Here is a 19,466-nt window from a genome sequence, read left to right on the forward strand (position 1 = left end):
AATTAATGCAAGATAAAGCGCAATAGGCGTGCAGCATTTGAGAGCACATTTCCTGGAATAGGTGCTAGTCGCTTCCGCCGGCACAACGCCAATCGGGATGACCTATTCATGACGCTGGAAAAATTCGCGCGCTATCCATTGACCTTCGGGCCGACCCCCATCGAGAAGCTGGAACGGCTGTCAAAGCATCTCGGCGACAAGGTCGAGATCTATGCCAAGCGCGAGGACTGCAATTCCGGCCTTGCCTATGGCGGCAACAAGCTGCGCAAGCTCGAATACATCATCCCTGACGCGATCGCCTCGAACGCCGACACGCTGGTCTCGATCGGCGGCGTGCAGTCCAACCATACCCGCATGATCGCGGCGGTTGCCGCCAAGATCGGCATGAAGTGCCGGCTCGTGCAGGAAGCCTGGGTGCCGCACGAGGACGCGGTCTACGACCGCGTCGGCAACATCATGCTCTCGCGCATCATGGGCGCCGACGTGCGCCTGGTCGACGACGGCTTTGACATCGGCATCCGCAAAAGCTGGGAGCAGGCGATCGAGGAAGTGAAGGCGGCGGGCGGCAAGCCTTATGCAATTCCGGCCGGCGCCTCCGTGCATAAGTTTGGCGGGCTCGGTTACGTCGGCTTCGCCGAGGAGGTGCGCAAGCAGGAGAAGGAGCTCGGCTTCAAGTTCGACTATATCGTCGTCTGCACTGTCACCGGCTCGACCCATGCCGGCATGCTGGTCGGCTTCGCCGCCGACGGTCGCGCGCGAAAGGTGATCGGCATCGACGCCTCGTTCACGCCGGCGCAGACCAAGGCGCAGGTGCTCTCGATCGCGCAGAACACGGCCAAGCTCGTCGAGCTCGGCAAGGACCTCGTCGCGGACGATGTCGTGCTGATCGAGGACTACGCCTACCCGGCCTATGGCGTGCCGTCTGAGGAGACCAAAGAGGCCATCCGTCTGACCGCGCGGCTCGAAGGCATGATCACCGATCCCGTCTACGAGGGTAAATCGATGCAGGGCCTGATCGATCTTGCCAAGAAGGACTATTTCGAGAAGGGCGCAAAGATCCTCTACGCCCATCTCGGCGGCGCCCCGGCGCTGAACGGCTACGCCTACGCGTTCCGGAATGGGTAGCGCAGGTGTGATGTGATACAGGCGTAGCGCGCGCATCCTCACCCGTGTCGTCCTGGCGAAAGCCAGGACCCATTACCCCGACGGTGAGTTGTTGAAACACGCTGGGGCTACCCGCGCGTCATTTGCACGGCCTGTGAGTTATGGATCCCGGATCTGCGGTCGCTACGGGAAAGCGCTACGCGCTGCCCGGCGCTGCGCTCGTCCGGGATGACGATAGGGAGAGACGCGGGCGCACCAACTACAGCTGCGCTACGTGCCTACCGCGTCCTGATCAGTCGCAGCAATTCCTCGCCGTAATGCTCCAGCTTCTTGTCGCCGATCCCTGGCACATTGCGCAATTCGTCGAGCGTTGTCGGCCAGGCCCGCACGATGCCGTCGATGGTGGCATCGTGCAGCACCACATAGGCCGGCACGCCGCGCTCGCGCGCGACGTCGGAGCGCCAGGACCGCAGCCGCGCGCGCAATTCGGGATCGACGTCGCCTTGCGGCGCATTTGCCGCAGGCGCGAGGTCACCGCGGCGGGATTTGGCGCGGCTTGAGCGGATGCGGGTGCCGGGCGCCTCCTCGCGCAGCCACACCTCGGTCTCGCCGCGCAGCACGCCGCGCGATGAGTCCGTCAGCTTCAGCGCGCCAAAAGCCTCGCTGTCACTCTGCAAATGGCCCATCGCCACGAGTTGCCGCAGCACCGTGCGCCACTGCTTCTCGTTGAGCTCGCGCCCGATGCCGAACACCGAGAGCTTGTCGTGGCCGAACTGCGTCACCTTCTCGGTCAGCCGTCCCACCAGCACGTCGATCAGATGCATCGCGCCGAAGCGTTGGCCGGTGCGGTAGACGCAGGAGAGCAGCTTTTGCGCCAGCACCTTGCCGTCGCGCATTTTCGGCGGCGTCAGGCAGTTGTCGCAATTGCCGCAGGTCTCGCCCATCACGATCTCGCCGAAATAGGCGAGCAGCCGGCGGCGCCGGCAATGCGGCGTTTCGGCGAGGCCCACGAGCGCATCGAGCTTGCCGATCGAGACCCGCTTGAAATCGTCGGAGGCGCCGGATTCGTCGATCATGCGGCGCTGCTGCACGATGTCGGAGAGCCCATAGGCCATCCAGGCGGCGGACGGCTTGCCGTCGCGGCCGGCGCGCCCCGTCTCCTGGTAATAGGCCTCGATGCTCTTGGGCAGATCGAGATGGGCGACGAAGCGCACGTCGGGCTTGTCGATGCCCATGCCGAAGGCGATGGTCGCGACGATGACGATGCCGTCCTCGTTGAGGAAGCGGTCCTGGTTGCGCGAGCGTATACTGCTGTCGAGGCCGGCGTGGTAGGGCAGCGCCGCAATGCCGGCGTCTTCCAGCGCGCTGGCGACCTCCTCGACCCGGTTGCGGGAGAGGCAATAGACCACGCCGGCATCGCCGGCATGCCGTTCGCGGATGAACTCCTTCAGTTGCGACACCGAATTGCGCTTGTCGACGATCTCGTAGCGGATGTTCGGCCGGTCGAAGCTGGAGACGAATTGCGGGCTGCCGACAAGCCGAAGCCGCTCGACGATCTCCTTGCGCGTCAAGTCGTCGGCGGTCGCGGTCAGCGCGATCCGCGGCACGTCGGGAAAGCGCTCGGCGATGACGGAGAGAGCGACATATTCGGGGCGGAAGTCATGGCCCCATTGCGAGACGCAATGGGCTTCGTCGATCGCAAACAGCGCCACCTTCGCCTGGGCCAGCAGCGACAGGCAGCGCGGCGTGACCAGCCGTTCCGGCGCGACATAGAGCAGGTCGAGATCGCCCGCGATCAGGCGGCGCTCGATCTCGGACGCCTCCTGGAGTGTCAGCGAGGAGTTCAGCGCGGCAGCGTTGACGCCGGCTTCGATCAGGCCGGCGACCTGGTCGCGCATCAGCGCAATCAAAGGCGACACCACGATGCCGCAGCCCTCGCGCAGCAGCGAGGGCAGTTGATAGCACAGCGATTTGCCGCCGCCGGTCGGCATCAGGACCAGGCAATTGCCGCCATCGGTGACATGCTGGATGATCTTGCCCTGCGCGCCACGGAAGCCGGGCAGGCCGAACACCGAATGCAGCACCGACAGCGCATCGCGGCCGTCTCGGGGCGCGGGCAATGGGGCAGTGGAGGGCGCGGACATGGGCGAACGGGAGCAGGGCGGTGACGATTTCGTCACCGCCAGTGGCATGACGGCGCTGGCGTGACAAGGTTTTTGAGGCGAGCGCGGCAGCTCTTCTCTCGTGGTGTGGACAGAGCGTCCCGGGTTTCGCTCGCCGGGGGCAGGCAGCGGCCAGCCGCTTCCCTCACTCCTTCAGGTCATACCGGTAGGATTTCGACACGATCTGCCAGCCGTCGCTGAGCTTCATCGCGACCAGATAGTCGGTGAAGTAGCGCGGCGGCAGCTGGCACCTGACCTTGATGAAGGCGGTCTTGTCATCCGAGCGATCGATGGTGACGATGAAATCCTCGCGCGGCTTGCCCTCGGCCTTGGCAGAGGCCCGCTTGCGCACGCGGTCGAGCCAATCCGGTACGGTGAGGACCTGAAGCTCGCCCTTCTCGACCCAGCGCAAATCGGCGGAGGGATGGAAGATGGCGCCGAGCTTCTCGGCATCGCCCTCGTAAAGCCCGTCAAAATAGCTCTGCACGACGGCTTCGACGCTCGCACGGTTCTGGCTCATGGATCATCCTTCTAAATGATGGCTTGATCCGAACTTAGTCGTACACATCAAATTGCGCTATGGGTGTCTCCGCCATTTGCGCGAGGGCACTGCGATGACCGGATCAGAAAAGCCGAACGCTCGTATTCTTGCCGGCGAATGTTACTGCCGCGCCGTCCGCTTTGAAGTGGCAGACGAATTCTCCTACGCCATGAACTGCCACTGCTCGAACTGCCGCCGCACCACCGGCGCCGCCTGCAAGCCGTTCGCCGGGATCCAGCACAGCAAGCTCCGCATCGTCGCCGGCGAGGGTGGGCGCATCATTGTCGGGGACGAGATCACCCATGATGCACACTGCGCCCGCTGCGGCTCGCTGCTCTATTCCCGGGTTCGCGAAGGAAAATGGGTCCATGTCGCCATGGGAACCCTGGTCGATGCCCCCTCGATCCGGCCGAGCGCGCATATTTTCGTCGGCTCCAAGGCGCCCTGGCACGAGATCACGGACAATCTGCCGCAATATCGCGGGCACATCGCCGATGGCTGAGGGAACCTGGCCCCTGCGCGGCCTTGTCAGCGAACCGCTATCGCGCTGGCGAGACTAACAAAAGGGGCTCCGCATGCTCCCGGCGCCGTCTTCGTGACCCCCATCACAAGCGCGCGCGGTGGATCCTGCTAAGGAAGCCCAAAAGGGCCCAAAGGGTGTCGAATGCCCTCGATCTCTGGAAGTCGTGTCATGCGCAACCTGCTCAGACTTTGTCCGCTTCTTCTGGTCCTCCTGTTCGGCGCCGAGCCCGCGCTCGCCGGAAAACGCGTCGCGCTGGTGCTCGCCAATTCGGCCTACCAGAACGCGCCGTCGCTCGCGAACCCCGTCAATGACGGCGCGGTGATGGCCAAGACGCTGAAGGAGGCCGGCTTCGACGTCGTCGAGTCCCGGCACGACCTGTCGGCGCTGGATACAAGGCGCGTGCTGCGCGACTTCGCCGACGCGACGCGCGATGCCGATATCGCGGTGGTCTACTACGCCGGCCACGGCATCGAGGTCGAAGGCTCGAACTATCTGATCCCGGTCGACGCCAAGCTCGAGCGCGACACCGACGTCTATGACGAGGCGCTGTCGCTCGACCGCGTCCTGGTCGCGGTCGAACCCGCAAAGCAACTGCGCCTGGTGATCCTCGATGCCTGCCGCGACAATCCGTTCGGCAAGACCATGAAGCGCACGGTCGCCTCGCGCGGCATCGGCCGCGGCCTTGCCCAGGTCGAGCCGACCAGCCCCAACACGTTGATCGCCTATTCGGCCAAGGCCGGCTTCACGGCGCAGGATGGCGACGGCGCCAACAGCCCGTTCACCGTCGCGCTGTCGCGGCATCTGACCACGCCGGGTCTCGACGTCCGCCGAGCCTTCGGCTTCGTGCGCGATGACGTGCTGAAGAGCACGAACAACAAGCAGGAGCCGTTCGTCTATGGCTCGCTCGGTGGCGAGGACGTGCCGCTGGTGCCGGTCAAGGCGACGCCCGCAGCCGCAGCAGTGCCCAATCCGCAGGCGGACATGCGCCGCGACTATGAGCTGGCGCTGCAGGTCGGCAACAAGGCGGCCTGGGAAGCCTTCCTCGCCCAGCACGCCGACGGCTTCTATGCGAGCCTCGCCAGGTTGCAGCTCGAGAAGATCGCGGCCGAGCAGGCCCATGCTGCGGCGATCGAGAAGGCCAAGCAGGCCGAGGCCGAGCGCGACCGTCTCGCCGCTGTCGGCGCACAGAAGGAGGCGCAGGCCAAGGCCGCGGCCGATGCGAAGGTGGCCGAGCAGGCGCAGCTTGCCGCGCAGAAGGCCAAGGAGCAGGCGCAGCAGCAGGCGGCCGCCGCCGAGCAGCAGCGCGTCAACCTCGCCGGCGCAGCGCCGAATGCCGCGCCGGCCAGCGCGGCCGCGCCGACCGGCACAAATGTCGCCGCGCTGACGCCGGCGACCGCGCCGGCCGATCTCACCCGCTCGGTGCAGACCGAGCTCGGCCGCGTCGGCTGCTTTTCCGGGCAGGCCGACGGCAATTGGACCACGACCTCGCAGCGCTCGCTGTCGCAATTCAACCGCTATGCCGGCACCAAGCTCGACGTGAAGGTCGCAAGCGCCGATGCGCTCGATGCCGTCAAGTCAAAATCCTCGCGGGTCTGCCCGCTGGTCTGCGAGCACGGCTTCAGGGCCGATGGCGACAAATGCACCAAGATCGTCTGCGGCGACGGCTATGCGCTGAGCGACGACAATGAGTGCGAGAAGAAGCGCGCGGCCAAGCCCGCGGTTTCAAAGCCCGCGACGTCGCGGCGCGACGACAGCGGCGACGACCGTCCGGCGCGGAAGCGTTCGCAGGAGGGCTCCGCGGGCGGCTATGGCGGCATCGGCGGTTATGGCCGCGCTGCGGCCGGCATCGCAGCCGGCGCGCGTCGGGCATCAGGTGGCAGCAGCGGTCAGATCTATTGCGACAACACCACCTGCCGCCCGGTCAACCGTGGCTGTCATCTCGAATATCGCGGCGGCGGCGGCCCGGGCAATGCGGCCAATGCCGAGGTGTGCAACTAGGGAAATGCTTCCACGTGGTCGTCCCGGCCTTCGCCGGGACGACGGTTACGTCGCGATCGCGCTCGCCGCGATGTTCACCGTTAGTGCGAGCAGAGCCGTGTTGTAGATGAAGGAGACGATGCCGTGCGCGGTGGCGGTGCGGCGGATGGTCTTGTCGGTGATGCCGACGTCGGAGACCTGCGCGGTCATGCCGATCACGAAGGAGAAGTAGACGAAGTCCCAGTAGTCGGCGTGATCGTCCTTGTCGCCGCTCGGGAATTGCAGGCCGCCGGGTGGATGGCGGTAATAGTCGTGGGCGTAGTGCAGCGCGAAGGTCGTGTGCACGGCGGCCCAGGACAGCGCGATGGTGGTGATCGCGATGGTCAGCTCCCAGACGCCGCGATGCGGCGTGCCGAGCTCGAAGACGATCGCGGCGATGCTGGCAAAGGCGCCGATCGCCGTCACCAGCAGGATCACGAAGCGGCCGTCGTCTTGCATTGCTGCGGCGCGGCGGATGTGCTGGTGGTCGTTGTTCAGCATCATGCCGTAGACCAGCACCAGATAGGCCGCAATCAGCGCATCCCAGCCGAGCACCAGCCGCGTCACGAGCCGCAGCGAGCCCGGCAGCAGCAGGCAGACGATGATGCCGATCCCAAGCGAGATGAAGGTTCTCGGCCGCGCATAAAGCAGCCGCATTGGCCGCGACATCTGGCGGAAGCGGACGAGGACGGGATCTTCTTTACCGTCGGCCGCCATCGATGCGAGCTAGCTCTTCCGCTCGGCGACGAAGTGCGCGGCGGCGCGCAGCACGTCGGCGCGATCGCCGAAGATCGAGACGGCGCTGTCGGCCCGCGCGAGCAGGTCGCGCACGCGCTGCTTGGCGCCCTCGATGCCGAGCTGGGTGACGAAGGTGGTCTTGCCGAGCGCTGCGTCCTGCCCCGACGGCTTGCCGAGCGCGGCCGCGTCGCCCTCGACGTCGAGCAAATCATCGGCGATCTGGAAGGCTTCGCCGAGCGCGCGGCCGTAATCGTCGAGCGCCTGATATTCTTTCTGCGAGGCCTGCCCGAGGATGGCGCCCGCGATGCAGCCATAGCGGAGCAGCGCGCCGGTCTTCATCTGCTGGAGCCGAGCAACGTCGACCGGCTCGCGGTCGCCGAAACGACCTTCGCCGGCGAGATCGAGCATCTGGCCGCCGACCATGCCGCCGATGCCGGAGCAGCGCGCCAGTGCGCGCGTCAAAAGGAGCCGCACGTTGGCATCGCGATGGATCTCGTCGCGGGTGATGATGTCGAAGGCGAGCGTCAGCAGTCCGTCGCCGGCGAGGATCGCGGTGGCGTCATCGGTCTTCTTGTGCAGGGTGGGCCGGCCGCGGCGCAGGTCGGAATTGTCCATTGCCGGCAGATCATCGTGGATCAGCGAATAGCAGTGGATGCATTCGAGCGCTGCGCCGGCGAGCAGGGCGGCCTCACGCGGCACACCGAACACCGCGGCGCTCTCGACCACCAGGAACGGCCGCAGGCGCTTGCCGCCGTTAAGGCTCGAATAGCGCATTGCGTCCATCAGTCGCTTGGGGCGGGTGATTTCATCGGGCAGGATGTCGTCCGACAGCAGGCGGCCGAGCAGGGCCTCGGTATCATCAGCGGTCTTGTCCAGACGCTTGGCGAAATCGGACGGGGACGTGCCGGTCATCAAGAAGGGCTCCAGAACCAAAATTCGGCGGGACAATCCTTTATGCGCCCGCCCCAGTCAATCGTTTGGAAGGCCTTAAAAGTGTTGAAAAAGGCCCGAACAATCACAGGCTTAACGGCCGAGTTCGCTGATTTTGCGCCGGAAAGGTTGATTTGCGCGTCCTTAAGACCCTGATCGTGGTGATCGCGATCGCGCTTCTCGCGCCCTACTTGATCGCGCCGTTCTACCGCACCGGCCATCCCGTTTCGACGCTGATGGCCTGGCGAAGCTTGCGCGGTGCGCCGATGCATCGGGAATGGATCGACCTTGCGGCGATGTCGCCCTACCTGCCTCGTTCGGTGGTGGCGGCCGAGGATGCCCATTTCTGCAAGCATCACGGCATCGACTGGGGTGCGCTGCGCGAGGCGATCGACGACGCGCAGGAGGACGGCACGCCGTTCCGGGGCGCTTCCACCATTACCCAGCAGGTGGCGAAAAACCTGTTCCTCTGGCAGGGGCGGGATTTTGTCCGCAAGGCGCTGGAGTTTCCGCTGGCGCTGTGGATCGACTTCGTCCTGCCCAAGCGGCGGATCCTGGAGATCTACCTCAACATCGCCGAACTCGGCCCGCAGGGACAGTTTGGAGTGGAGGCGGCCAGCGCTTATGCCTTTGGCAAATCGGCCGCGAACCTGTCGCCCCGGGAGGCGGGCCTGCTGGCCTCGATCCTGCCGAATCCGGTCAAACGCAGCGCCAGAAACCCCGGTCCGGGCGTGCGGCGGCTGGCTGCAACCTATATGGCAAGGGGGCAGGCCAGCTCGCTTTCAACCTGCTGGCGGGAAAATCGCGGATTTTGAGCCCTTTCCGGGCACATTTTCCGGTCCAAAACCCTAGCTTTGCGGCCAGCCTTCCTCTATAAGCCCGGGCTTGATCGGCATTCAGCTCGCCTCGCATCGCGGGTGCTGAGCCGTCCCCTAGCGGACGATGCCCGGACAACACCAATCCCTAGAGGATATTGATAATGGCCGTTCCGAGAAGAAAAACCTCGCCGTCGCGCCGTGGCATGCGCCGCTCCGCGGACGCGCTCAAGAAGCCGACCTATGTCGAGGACAAGGACTCTGGCGAGCTCCGTCGCCCGCACCATCTCGACCTCAAGACCGGCATGTACAAGGGCCGGCAGGTCTTGAAGAAGAAAGAGTCCTGAGGCCGGACGTTTTCCTTTGGGCAGGGCGACGCAGCCCGCCTGATTTCGGCCTATCCCAGAACCAAGTTGCGTTAGGTGGTGACGGCGGCGGAGCAAATGCTTCGCCGCCGCATTGTCCTGCCCGGAGGTCTAAAGCGCGATGAGACTGGGATGAATCGTCATCGCGCTTTAGGTTATTGTTTGAGCATGATCTTTTCGGAAAACCGCTCCACACTTTTCCGGATCATGCTCTAGATCGAGAAGGCATTTTGCCGATGGTCGGTTTCCCGCTACTTCTGATTCCGCTCGCGGTCTACAACATCATCGCCTTCCTGATGCCGACCGTGTCGTTCACGGACGTGCTGTTCAAGGTGCCGATGGTGACGGGCGAAGTCTGGCCGGTCACGCTCGCTGACCTCCTCCTCGCGCTCGGCGTGGTGCTGTTGCTTCTCGAGGTGGTCAAGGGCGCGCGCCCCGGCGCCAAGTTCCTGATGGATCACCTGCTGTCGCTGATCATATTCGGCGCGGCCGCGGCCGAATTCGTGATGTGGCCGAAATTCGGCAACTCCACCTATTTCCTCCTGGTGCTGCTCTCGATGGCCGATTTCCTCGGCGGCATCGCCCAGCGCACGCGCCGCCGCATCACCTATGTCGCCGCCGAGGCGGTGACGACGCCGCGCAAGGCCAAGCGCCAGGCCGAACCGGAAGCGGAGGATGCGAAGTTCGAGCCGAAACATGAGCCCGCGCCCGCGCCGCTGCCGCCGGCTCCTCCCGCGCCTTCCGCGCAATCGGTTGCCGAATCCGTGCTGATGGATCACCCCGCGCCGAAGCCCGTGCAGAACAACTCGCCGGAAATCCCGTCGCCGCATCTGCAGCCGGGTAACGGCACTCCGTCTCCCGACACGCCGCCGCGCTGATTTTCCCTCAAGCCACCTGCCGCGTACGTGCGCTGACGCTGGGCAGCGGGCGCTTGCTGCCATAGGCCATGCGCGCATCCTCGGGCGAGGCGCGGCGCAGCCGGCTTGCCTGGGGCAGGTGCTCGGCATTGGCGATGAGCTGGGCGACGAAGCTCGGATCGGGGCGCGGCAGCGGCACCTTGTGCACCCACTGCAATGTCGGCGTCATCGGCACCAGGGCCGTGCCCGTGCCGCCTTCCGCCTCGTCCAATCGATCAGTACCCAACATCGCAATCACCGTTGATCCGGCGGAAAACTGTCGCGTTTCGGGACGCTGCGCCGGTGCGAGTCATGTACTCGCAAGGCCTATGCCGGACGGGCCGGTTTGGTTCCGGCCCCGCCTTCAAACGTGGTTTCCAAATTGTTTATGAACTTTGCCTAGGGTCGGGGGCGAATCCGGCTCTATCCTGTGCCGGCTCAGGACTCCCCGCTGTCCCGAAACGAGGCGAATTTGACCCCCGCATTGCCGCAAGCCTCCGAAATCCTCGCTGGCCTCGGCCAGGCCGTGTTTGTCTGGGACCTCGCCAGCGACGCCATCGTCTGGGGCGAGCGTGTCGATGCCGTCTTTCCCGCCATTCCGGCCGAGCGGCTGGCGACTGGCGCCGAATTCGCCAGGCTGATCGAGCCCGTGCAATCCGTGCGCATCGCCGCACTGGCGCAGACCTCCGCCGTGCACGGCGCCGACGGCACGCCCTATCGCGTTGAATATGGCGTGCGCATGAGCGCGTCCGATCCCGTGGTCTGGATCGAGGAGACCGGCCGCTGGTTCGCCGGCCCCGACGGCCGCCCGGTACGTGTGCAGGGTATCGTCTGCATCAACAACGAGCGCCACGCCCGCGACGAGGAGCTGGCGAGGCTCGCCCGCCTCGATCCGCTGACGGGCGAGCTCAACCGCACCCATCTGATCGCGGCGCTGGCCGAGGCGATCGAGGAGTCGACGCGCTTTCGCTCGACCTCGGCCTTCATGCTGCTCGGCATCGATCATCTCGCCCGCGTCAACGACGCCTTTGGCTTCGACGTCGCCGACGCCGTGATCCTCGACGTCGCAAGACGCATCCGCGCGCGACTGCGCGGCGGCGACGTGCTCGGGCGCTTCTCCGGCAACAAGTTCGGCCTGATCCTGAAGAACTGCACCGTCGACGACATGAATGTCGCCGCCGAGCGCTTCCTCGCCGGCATCCGTGACGAGGTGGTGCCGACGAGATCGGGCCCGGTCTCGGTCACGGCCTCGATCGGCGCCATCAGCTTGCCGCGCTATGCCCGCACCACCGACGAGGCGATCAACCGTGCCCACGAGACGCTGGACGCCGCCAAGCGCCGCCGCGCCGGTTCGTTCGCGGCGTGGCGGCCGAACGCCGAGCGCGACGCGCAGCGCCGCGTCAACATCCGCGTCACCGACGAGATCGTCACCGCGCTGAACGAGCGCCGCATCCTGCTCGCCTATGAGCCGGTGGTCGCCGCGGGCACGCGCGAGGGCGCTTTCCACGAATGCCTGGTGCGGATGGACCAGGGTGACGGCCAGGTGCTGCTCGCGCCCGACATCGTACCGGTCGCCGAGCGGCTGGGCCTCATTCGCCTGGTCGATCACCGCGTGCTCGAACTCGTGGTCGCCGAGCTCGCTGCTTCGCCCGATGTCCGGCTCAGCCTCAACATCTCACCCGACACCACCATGGATCCGGATTGGTGGGCCGGAATCGAGTCGCTGATGCACGCCCATCCCGGCGTCGCCGAGCGGCTGATCGTGGAGATCACCGAGACGGTCGCGATCCAGGACATCGACGATGTCCGCGCCTTCGTCGGCCGCCTGAAGCATTTCGGCAGCCGCATCGCCATCGACGATTTCGGCGCCGGCTACACCTCGTTCCGCAATTTGCGCAAGCTCGGCGTGGATATCGTGAAGATCGACGGCGCCTTCGTCCAGAACATCACCCATTCCGCCGACGACCGCGCCTTCGTGCAGACCCTGATTGACCTCGCCCGCCGCCTCGACATCAAGACGGTGGCCGAATGGGTCCAGGACGAGGAAGCCGCCGGCATGCTGCGCGACTGGGGCTGCGACTACATCCAGGGCCGCCTGATCGGGCTGGCGTCAGCCGATCGGCCATGGTGCCCGCCGCCGGACAACGCACTGCCCGCAGCGGGGTAGCTGTGTAGGGTGGGTTAGCGAAGAGCGTAACCCACGACTTTTTGTACCCGCAGGCACGAGCAGAGGTGGGTTACGCCTTCGGCTAACCCACCCTACGATTGCGTTCGTCGGCTTGGCTCTCTCCTCCATCATTGCGTCGCTGCGCTCGCAATGACGGTGTGTGGCTATGCCACGCAGATGTTCGGCACCGCGACCTTCTGAAACAGATGCGGGCTTGCGACGGCGGATGCGGGGTAGACTGCGATCTTGGCCCGGAATTCCGGATGGGTGAAGGCCGCGCGGAAATGCGCGTTGGATTCCCAGACCGCGTAGTTGAGATAGGTCGGATTGTCGCCGACGGCGCGGTGAAGCTGGGTCGAGATGAAGCCGGGCTGCCGCTTCATGAAGGCGGCATCGTCCTGCCAGCTCTTCAGGAAGTTCTGTTCGTCTTCCGCATCGAGCGTGAACAGATTGACCAGCACCACGGGGCCGGCGTCGAGAGCGATCTGGCGGTCGATCGGGAAGGCCGGGTCGAGCGGGCGCATCTGGGGCATGACATCACTCCGTCTAGTTTGGTATCATCATGTCAATTCGACAATGTGTGACATAGATATTTGACATGATGATGTCAATACGGAATGATCGTAACAAATGAGCAAGACCAAGCGGACCCCGGCGGGCGACGCCCTGACCGGCCTCATCCTCGACCTGTTCCGGGCCAACGGCCTGCTGCTGACCGCCGGCGACCGGCTGGTGGCTCCGCTCGGCCTCACCAGCGCGCGCTGGCAGATCCTGGGAGCGATCGTCGATGCGGAGCGTCCCGAGCCGGTCGCCTGGCTGGCGCGCAATCTGGGCGCCAACCGCCAGAACGTGCAGCGTATCGTCAACGACCTCGAGCGGGACGGCCTCGTCGCGTTCGAGGCCAACCCCCATCACCGCCGGGCGCAGCTCGTGGTCCTCACCGACAAGGGCAGGCAGGTCTACGATGCCGCCGGCCGCCTGCAGGTCCCGTGGGTCAACGGGCTGGCGAACGGATTATCGGTCAAGGATATCGAAATGGCCCATCGCGTCGTGACCGCACTGCGAGCCGGTCTGAAAGACGCCGGTGAAGCGAACGAATGAGCGGGGGAGGCGTCAGGGGGACACGAGGCGTACATCGTGTGAGCCCATTTCGGACTCAAATCCGCCGCCGACTCAATCGATGTAATCAAATACGGTTGGGGGCATGTCCTGAGTTGGGGAATTTGCCATGAGTGATGAAGATTTGCTCCGTCATAAGAGACAGAAGCCGATTTCCTCTGCCGAAGATATCGTGCCTGATGAGTCTTTCGAACTCTTGTCAAGGCAGCTTTGCGAAGGCGCTAGCTTTTCGGACGATGAATCCCCGTCGAACGACGTTTTCTTGCTTCTTGAGGAGAATGCGCGGCTTCGTGCGCTTGCCATCAGTCTTTCCAGCCTGGTCGGAGATCTTTCCGAACGGGAGTGGAGCAATGCGCTCGCATCGGTAGATCGTGCCACGCTCAATCGCCTGCGGTCGTCTCGGGCGTGACGATGGAGCGAGCGGCGGGGTGAAGCGGAGCGTCACGCCACGCGGCGGGTGGCGCTCAGCCTCTCGATCACGCCGCGCACCTCCGCAGTGGGGCACGGCTTGCCGAAGTAATAGCCCTGCACCGCAGTGCAGCCGCACTCGCGCACGAAATCGAGCTGCTCCACCGTTTCCACGCCTTCCGCCGTGGTCTCGACGCCGAGCACGGCGCCGAGGCTGGCGATGGTGCGCACGATCGCGATGCTCTCCGGGCTTTCGCCGAGCGTGCCGACGAAGGAGCGGTCGATCTTGATGCGGTCGAACGGGAATTTGCGCAAATAGCTGAGCGATGAGTAGCCGACGCCGAAATCGTCGAGGCTGACGCGTACCCCGAGCGCCCGAAGCTGGTGCAAAATCTCGATCGTCGCCTCGCTGTCGTCGAGCAGTGCCGTCTCGGTGACCTCGAGCTCGAGCCGACGCGGCGGCAGCCCTGCCTCCGCGAGCGCGTTCGTGACCATCGCCACCAGCCCGCGCGAGCGGAATTGCACCGGCGACAGGTTGACCGCCACCGCGACATCCGGCCAGGACGCGGCGGTCGCGCAGGCTGTGCGCAGCGCCCATTCGCCGATCGGAACGATCAGGCCGTTCTCTTCCGCGATCGGAATGAATTCGGCCGGCGAGACCAGGCCGCGCGTCGGATGATTCCAGCGCAGCAGCGCCTCGAAGCCGGTGAGCTCGGACGTGTCGAGGCGGACCTGCGGCTGGAACACGAGGTGGAACTGGCGTCCCTCCAGCGCGCCACGCAAGTCGTGCTCCAGCGCGTGCCGGCTGCGCGCCTCTTCTTCCATCTCGGGTTCGAATAGCTGATAGGCGCCGCGTCCTCTCGCCTTGGCCTGGTACAGCGCGAGGTCGGCGCATTTCATCAGCTCGTCCGCATCGAGCCCGTGATCCGGTGCGATCGCGATGCCGATGGATACGCCGATGTGAATCGACTGGTTCTCCAGCGGAGGTGGCCGGCCGATGATCTCGACCAGACGGCGCGCGAGCTGCTCGGCGGATTGCGGCTGGGGTGCGCGTTGCAGTACCGCGAACTCGTCGCCGCCGAGGCGCGCGACCGTGTCGTGCTCGCCGACATTTTCCTTCAGCCGCGCCGCGACCCAGCGCAAGAGCCGGTCGCCGGCGGCATGTCCGAGCCTGTCGTTGACCGTCTTGAAGTTGTCGAGGTCGAAGCACAGCACGGCCATCGCGCCGCCGGCGATCGCGACCTGGTTCAGTCCCTCGCCCATCTTCTCGCGGAACAGCGTGCGGTTGGGCAGGTCGGTGAGCGAATCGTGCCGCGCCATGTGCGCGACGCGGGCCTGCGCTTTGTGGCGCTCGGTGACGTCCTCATAGGTGACGACCCAGCCGCCATGTTCCATGCGCTTGTGATTGAGCTTGATGATGCGGCCGTCGCTCAAATGGCGGTGCAGCGTGTGCTCGCCTTCGCGCAGCCGCTCGACATAGTCGGCATAGAGTCGCGCAGCCGTGGTGTTCGGGTGGATGCCGAGCGAGCAGCTATGCTCCATGATCTCGCGCATCGAGACACCAGGCTTCACGATGTCGGGCGACAGGCCGTACATCTCGATGTAGCGGCGGTTGCAGACGATGACGCGCAGGCTCGAGTCGAGCATGCACAGGCCCTGGCTCATATTGTTCAATGCCGCGTCGAACCGGCGATATTGCTCGCTCAGCTCCTCGACCGCGCGCTCGCGTTCGGTGATGTCCTCGTAGGTGGCGACAAATCCGCCCTCGGGCAGCGCGCAATAGCGCACCGAGACCACGGTGTCGTTCGTCATGCGCCGGCGCATCGGCGAGGAATCCCGGCTCGCGATCCGCGCGCCCGCGGATTCGAGGATCTGCTGCGGGCTGTATTCCGAGGAGAAGGCGCCGTTCGCGATCGAGCGCTCGATCAGCTCGCCAAGATGCGTGCCGGGCTTGGTCTCCTCCGGCGATAGCATATAGATCTTCCGGTAGGTGTTGTTGCAGACGCGCAGCCGCATGTCGCTGTCGTAGAAGGCGAGCCCGTGCGCCATGTTCTCCAGCGCAGCATCGAGCATGACATTTTGCTGCCGCAGCGCCTCCTCATAACGCAGCCGCTCGGTGACGTCCTCATGCACCGTCACCCAGCCGCCGTCGGGGAGGAAGCGGGACGCCGCCTGCACCATCCGGCCGTCATGGCGCATCACGAGCAGGGACTTCGACTTCCTGCTGCGGATGTCCTCCAGCCGGGCATCGTGGAATTCGTCCGCAGGCATGCCCGGCAGATTGCCGCGCGACATCCAGTGTTCGATCACCGTGCTGTGCGATACGCCCGGCTTCACGATGTCGGCGTCGAGATTGTAGAGACGCAGGAATCGCTCGTTGCAGACGACGACGCGGCTCTCGGCGTCATACATGATGAGGCCGTGCGACATGTTGGCGAGCGCATGCTGGCTGCGCTCGGTCTGCACACGCAGTTCGGCCTCGAGCCGGGCGCGGCGGGTGACGTCGTCGCAGATCGTCATCCAGCCGCCGCCGGGAAGCGGCTTCAGGTCGAGCGCCATGACGAGGCCGCTGGAAAGCCGCTGCTCGGTGCGGAAGGGTTCGCCGGCCGCGATCTGCGCGATGCGCGAGGCGTACAGCGCGTCGAGCTCGCTCTCCGGAAAATTGCCGCGCGTCGCGCTGTGCGCGAGCACCTCGCGGTAGCTGGTCCCCTGCCGGACGACGTCTGCCGACAGGTCGAACAGCTCGAGATAACGGCGGTTGAGCAGCACGATCCGGTTGTCGGCGTCATAGACGCAGACGCCCTGCTCCATGCGGTCGAGCGCAAGCTGGCTCAGCACGAGCAGCGCCTCTGCGCCTTGCTCACGGCCTGCACCGGGCTCGATGTTGCGGGTCGACGTCATGGGATCGGCGGCTTCTCGGCGGGCAATACACTTAACGCGACGTAACTGGGACGCCGAGGGTAGCGAACACCCGGGAAAATTCCCTTAAGCGCGGTAGTTTACGGAGGGTGACCGGCGAAGCGGAGAATGATCCGGTCGCCCCTGGCGCATCGGCCCGGATGCATCTCGGCCGTTCATCCTTCGAGGCTCGCTACGCGCGCACCTCAGGATGACGGGGCTCAGATGATGAGGCGGGGATATGATGACGTGGAGGCACAATGCTGCCCCAACGTCGTCCTGGCGAAAGCCGAGCCATTACGACCGGCCGATGTTGTTGGAATGATCTTTTGTGCCCAGCCGGCCTCAACAACTGCGCCCTGGGGTTATTGCGACGAGCGCAGGCGCTCGCGCGGAGGTCCTGGCTTTCGTCAGGACGACATTGTGGTGCTAGCGGTGCTAAGCTACGGGCTCCGCGCCCGTACGCCGACGAACGAGGGACCTACTCGTCCTTCTTCGACATGCGCTCGAGGCGCTCCTGCATTTCCTTCATCTGCTGGCGCAGATCGTCGATGTTGTTGTCCTTCGGCGCCTCGGCGCTCGCATCGGGCTCCGGCTCCGCCGCCGGCCGCGCCGACGGCGCGAAGGGCTTGAACATCGAGAAGGTCTGCTGGAACAGCTCCATGTTGCGGCGGACCTGCTCTTCCAACGGAGCAAAAGGAGTGCCGGAGAGGGTGCTGGCGATCTGCTTGCGGAACTTCTCCTGCTCCTGGGTCAGCGTCGCGATCGACTGCTCCAGATATTTCGGCACCACCATCTGCATGCTGTCGCCGTAGAAGCGGATGAGCTGGCGCAGGAAGGTGGTCGGCAGCAGGTTCTGGCCGGCCTTGTTCTCCTGTTCGAAGATGATCTGGGCGAGCACGGAGCGGGTGATGTCGTCGCCGGTCTTGGCGTCGTAGACCAGGAAATCTTCGCCCTCCTTCACCATCGCGGCGAGGTCTTCCAGCGTCACGTAGGTGCTCGTTCCGGTGTTATAGAGCCGGCGGTTCGCGTATTTCTTGATAGTCGTGGGTTGGTCTGATTTCGCCATGGGCTCTCACTTGCAAACGCTGAGAACGGGAACCCGACGGGCTATGCCGCAGGGCGGGAAGAGTACGCAACGCAACAAAATAAGCATTTTCAAAGGGCTCACGCTACCGTTTTGTGCGCCACGGTTAATTGCGGAGCAAAAAGCTGCTTGCGAAATCGCCAAGAACGCTATTTTGAATGCGGTGCGGCATGGATTCGGCGCGCTGCCGATTGACATGCCTCAACGACGTTAACAGGATGCCTAACGAGACTGGCGAGCCGTTTTCTCAAAGCCCCGCCTGCCCCCTTCAAGAACCTCAAGCCTCAGGAGATGCCCATGTCAGACGATGTCGTCATCGTCAGCGCCGCCCGCACCCCGGTCGGAAGCTTCAACGGAGCCTTCGCGACCCTTCCTGCCCATGACCTCGGCGCCGTTGCCATCAAGGCCGCGCTGGAGCGCGGCGGCATCGAGCCCGGCCGAGTCTCCGAAGTCATCATGGGTCAGATCCTGACCGCCGCACAGGGTCAGAACCCGGCCCGCCAGGCTGCGATCTCCGCCGGCATTCCGGTCGAGAGCCCGGCCTGGGGTGTCAACCAGCTCTGCGGCTCGGGCCTGCGCTCCGTCGCACTCGGTTACCAGGCGCTGCTCAACGGCGACTCCGACATCGTGGTCGCCGGCGGTCAGGAGTCCATGAGCATGGCCCCGCACGCCCAGTACCTGCGCGGCGGTGTCAAGATGGGCGCAGTCGAGTTCGTCGACACCATGATCAAGGATGGCCTGTGGGACGCCTTCAACGGCTACCACATGGGCAACACCGCGGAAAACGTCGCGCGCCAGTGGCAGATCACCCGCGCCCAGCAGGACGAGTTCGCGGTCGCCTCGCAGCAGAAGGCCGAGGCCGCGCAGAAGGCCGGCAAGTTCAACGACGAGATCGTCCCCGTCACCATCAAGACCCGCAAGGGCGACGTCGTCGTCAGCGCCGACGAATATCCACGTCACGGCGCGACGCTCGACTCGATGGCGAAGCTCAAGCCGGCCTTCGAGAAGGACGGCACGGTTACCGCCGGCTCGGCCTCCGGCATCAATGACGGCGCCGCCGCGGTGGTACTGATGACGGCGAAGCAGGCCGCCAAGGAAGGCAAGAAGCCGATCGCGCGCATCGTGTCCTGGGCGCAGGCCGGCGTCGATCCGAAGATCATGGGCTCGGGGCCGATTCCGGCCTCGCGTCTCGCGCTGAAGAAGGCCGGCTGGAACGTCGGCGATCTCGACCTGATCGAGGCCAACGAGGCCTTCGCGGCGCAGGCCTGCGCCGTCAACAAGGACCTCGGCTGGGATACCTCCAAGGTCAACGTCAACGGCGGCGCGATCGCGATCGGCCATCCGATCGGTGCTTCCGGCGCGCGCGTGCTCGTCACGCTGCTGCACGAGATGCAGAAGCGCGATTCGAAGAAGGGCCTCGCCACGCTGTGCATCGGCGGCGGCATGGGCATCGCGATGTGCGTGGCACGCGACTGAAGCGGCCTTACGCGTAACTGACGCGTGCGCTGCACACGTCAGCCGCGTGCGTTGCACGCGATTAAAAAGGCAGCGGTTGCAAATCAAATATTCTTCGCAACCGCGCCCGCCTCGATTAAAGACAAACGCCCGGCTCGACGCCGGGCGTTTTGTTCTTGATGTCCGTCAAACCTACCGCATAATCCGCAGTTAAAAACGATCACTCAGAAAAGTCCAAGAAA

Annotated in this window: 18 protein-coding genes; 10 read left to right on the forward strand and 8 right to left on the reverse strand. The window is 65.1% G+C overall.

Going from position 1 to position 19,466, the window contains the following annotated elements; translation table 11 throughout:
- Window positions 1-108 precede the first annotated feature (108 nt).
- Window positions 109-1,125, forward strand: a complete 1,017-nt coding sequence (locus K289_RS0121225) for a 1-aminocyclopropane-1-carboxylate deaminase (RefSeq protein WP_027553372.1) — start codon at window positions 109-111, stop codon at window positions 1,123-1,125.
- A gap of 257 nt (window positions 1,126-1,382) precedes the next feature.
- Here K289_RS0121225 and recQ read toward each other — a convergent pair whose 3' ends face one another.
- Window positions 1,383-3,248 carry a DNA helicase RecQ gene (recQ, locus tag K289_RS0121230; protein ID WP_027553373.1) on the reverse strand — a complete coding sequence of 622 codons (1,866 nt, stop codon included), beginning with the start codon at window positions 3,246-3,248 and terminating at the stop codon, window positions 1,383-1,385.
- A 163-nt stretch (window positions 3,249-3,411) separates the two neighbouring features.
- Window positions 3,412-3,786, reverse strand: a complete 375-nt coding sequence (locus K289_RS0121235) for a nuclear transport factor 2 family protein (RefSeq protein ID WP_027553374.1) — start codon at window positions 3,784-3,786, stop codon at window positions 3,412-3,414.
- Window positions 3,787-3,880: 94 nt separating this feature from the next.
- On the opposite strand from K289_RS0121235, the gene K289_RS0121240 reads away from it, so the two are divergent.
- Complete coding sequence (locus tag K289_RS0121240; RefSeq protein ID WP_027553375.1) at window positions 3,881-4,309, forward strand: GFA family protein; 429 nt, start codon at window positions 3,881-3,883, stop codon at window positions 4,307-4,309.
- Window positions 4,310-4,498: 189 nt separating this feature from the next.
- Window positions 4,499-6,328, forward strand: a complete 1,830-nt coding sequence (locus tag K289_RS0121245; RefSeq protein WP_027553376.1) for a caspase family protein — start codon at window positions 4,499-4,501, stop codon at window positions 6,326-6,328.
- A 45-nt stretch (window positions 6,329-6,373) separates the two neighbouring features.
- On the opposite strand, the gene K289_RS0121250 is transcribed toward K289_RS0121245, so the two are convergent.
- Together K289_RS0121250 and K289_RS0121255 are read right to left on the reverse strand one after the other, a co-directional pair.
- A complete protein-coding gene (locus K289_RS0121250) occupies window positions 6,374-7,063 on the reverse strand; it encodes a DUF1345 domain-containing protein (RefSeq protein ID WP_027553377.1) in 690 nt (229 codons plus the stop codon).
- Between the two features lie 9 nt (window positions 7,064-7,072).
- Window positions 7,073-7,996 carry a polyprenyl synthetase family protein gene (locus tag K289_RS0121255; RefSeq protein ID WP_027553378.1) on the reverse strand — a complete coding sequence of 308 codons (924 nt, stop codon included), beginning with the start codon at window positions 7,994-7,996 and terminating at the stop codon, window positions 7,073-7,075.
- Between the two features lie 152 nt (window positions 7,997-8,148).
- Between K289_RS0121255 and mtgA the strand changes: the two genes are divergently transcribed.
- From mtgA to K289_RS0121270, 3 genes are all read left to right on the forward strand, one after another.
- On the forward strand, window positions 8,149-8,829 hold the full coding sequence (mtgA, locus tag K289_RS0121260; protein WP_027553379.1) for a monofunctional biosynthetic peptidoglycan transglycosylase: 681 nt from the start codon (window positions 8,149-8,151) through the stop codon (window positions 8,827-8,829).
- A 164-nt stretch (window positions 8,830-8,993) separates the two neighbouring features.
- On the forward strand, window positions 8,994-9,176 hold the full coding sequence (gene rpmF, locus K289_RS0121265; RefSeq protein ID WP_024509484.1) for a 50S ribosomal protein L32: 183 nt from the start codon (window positions 8,994-8,996) through the stop codon (window positions 9,174-9,176).
- Window positions 9,177-9,430: 254 nt separating this feature from the next.
- Window positions 9,431-10,072 (forward strand): hypothetical protein, encoded by a 642-nt coding sequence (locus K289_RS0121270; RefSeq protein ID WP_027553380.1) that lies wholly within the window; start codon window positions 9,431-9,433, stop codon window positions 10,070-10,072.
- A 7-nt stretch (window positions 10,073-10,079) separates the two neighbouring features.
- On the opposite strand, the gene K289_RS0121275 is transcribed toward K289_RS0121270, so the two are convergent.
- Window positions 10,080-10,340, reverse strand: coding sequence for a hypothetical protein (locus tag K289_RS0121275; protein WP_027553381.1), 261 nt, complete (start codon window positions 10,338-10,340; stop codon window positions 10,080-10,082).
- A gap of 222 nt (window positions 10,341-10,562) precedes the next feature.
- On the opposite strand from K289_RS0121275, the gene K289_RS0121280 reads away from it, so the two are divergent.
- Window positions 10,563-12,257, forward strand: coding sequence for a bifunctional diguanylate cyclase/phosphodiesterase (locus K289_RS0121280; protein ID WP_027553382.1), 1,695 nt, complete (start codon window positions 10,563-10,565; stop codon window positions 12,255-12,257).
- Between the two features lie 164 nt (window positions 12,258-12,421).
- On the opposite strand, the gene K289_RS0121285 is transcribed toward K289_RS0121280, so the two are convergent.
- Window positions 12,422-12,790: an antibiotic biosynthesis monooxygenase gene (locus tag K289_RS0121285; protein WP_027553383.1), complete on the reverse strand. Its 369-nt coding sequence runs from the start codon at window positions 12,788-12,790 to the stop codon at window positions 12,422-12,424.
- Window positions 12,791-12,887: 97 nt separating this feature from the next.
- Between K289_RS0121285 and K289_RS0121290 the strand changes: the two genes are divergently transcribed.
- Both K289_RS0121290 and K289_RS0121295 read left to right on the forward strand, forming a co-directional pair.
- Window positions 12,888-13,358, forward strand: coding sequence for a MarR family winged helix-turn-helix transcriptional regulator (locus K289_RS0121290; protein ID WP_027553384.1), 471 nt, complete (start codon window positions 12,888-12,890; stop codon window positions 13,356-13,358).
- A gap of 127 nt (window positions 13,359-13,485) precedes the next feature.
- Window positions 13,486-13,785, forward strand: a complete 300-nt coding sequence (locus K289_RS0121295; RefSeq protein ID WP_027553385.1) for a hypothetical protein — start codon at window positions 13,486-13,488, stop codon at window positions 13,783-13,785.
- Window positions 13,786-13,817: 32 nt separating this feature from the next.
- Here K289_RS0121295 and K289_RS0121300 read toward each other — a convergent pair whose 3' ends face one another.
- A complete protein-coding gene (locus tag K289_RS0121300) occupies window positions 13,818-16,685 on the reverse strand; it encodes a PAS-domain containing protein (RefSeq protein ID WP_027553386.1) in 2,868 nt (955 codons plus the stop codon).
- Window positions 16,686-17,163: 478 nt separating this feature from the next.
- Entirely contained in the window at window positions 17,164-17,751 is a 588-nt protein-coding gene (gene phaR / locus K289_RS0121305) for a polyhydroxyalkanoate synthesis repressor PhaR (protein WP_027553387.1), read from the reverse strand.
- A gap of 315 nt (window positions 17,752-18,066) precedes the next feature.
- On the opposite strand from phaR, the gene K289_RS0121310 reads away from it, so the two are divergent.
- Window positions 18,067-19,245, forward strand: coding sequence for an acetyl-CoA C-acetyltransferase (locus K289_RS0121310; RefSeq protein ID WP_027553388.1), 1,179 nt, complete (start codon window positions 18,067-18,069; stop codon window positions 19,243-19,245).
- The last annotated feature ends 221 nt before the right edge of the window (window positions 19,246-19,466 follow it).

This window comes from Bradyrhizobium sp. Cp5.3 (assembly GCF_000426265.1).
Classification (GTDB): Bacteria; Pseudomonadota; Alphaproteobacteria; order Rhizobiales; family Xanthobacteraceae; genus Bradyrhizobium; species Bradyrhizobium neotropicale.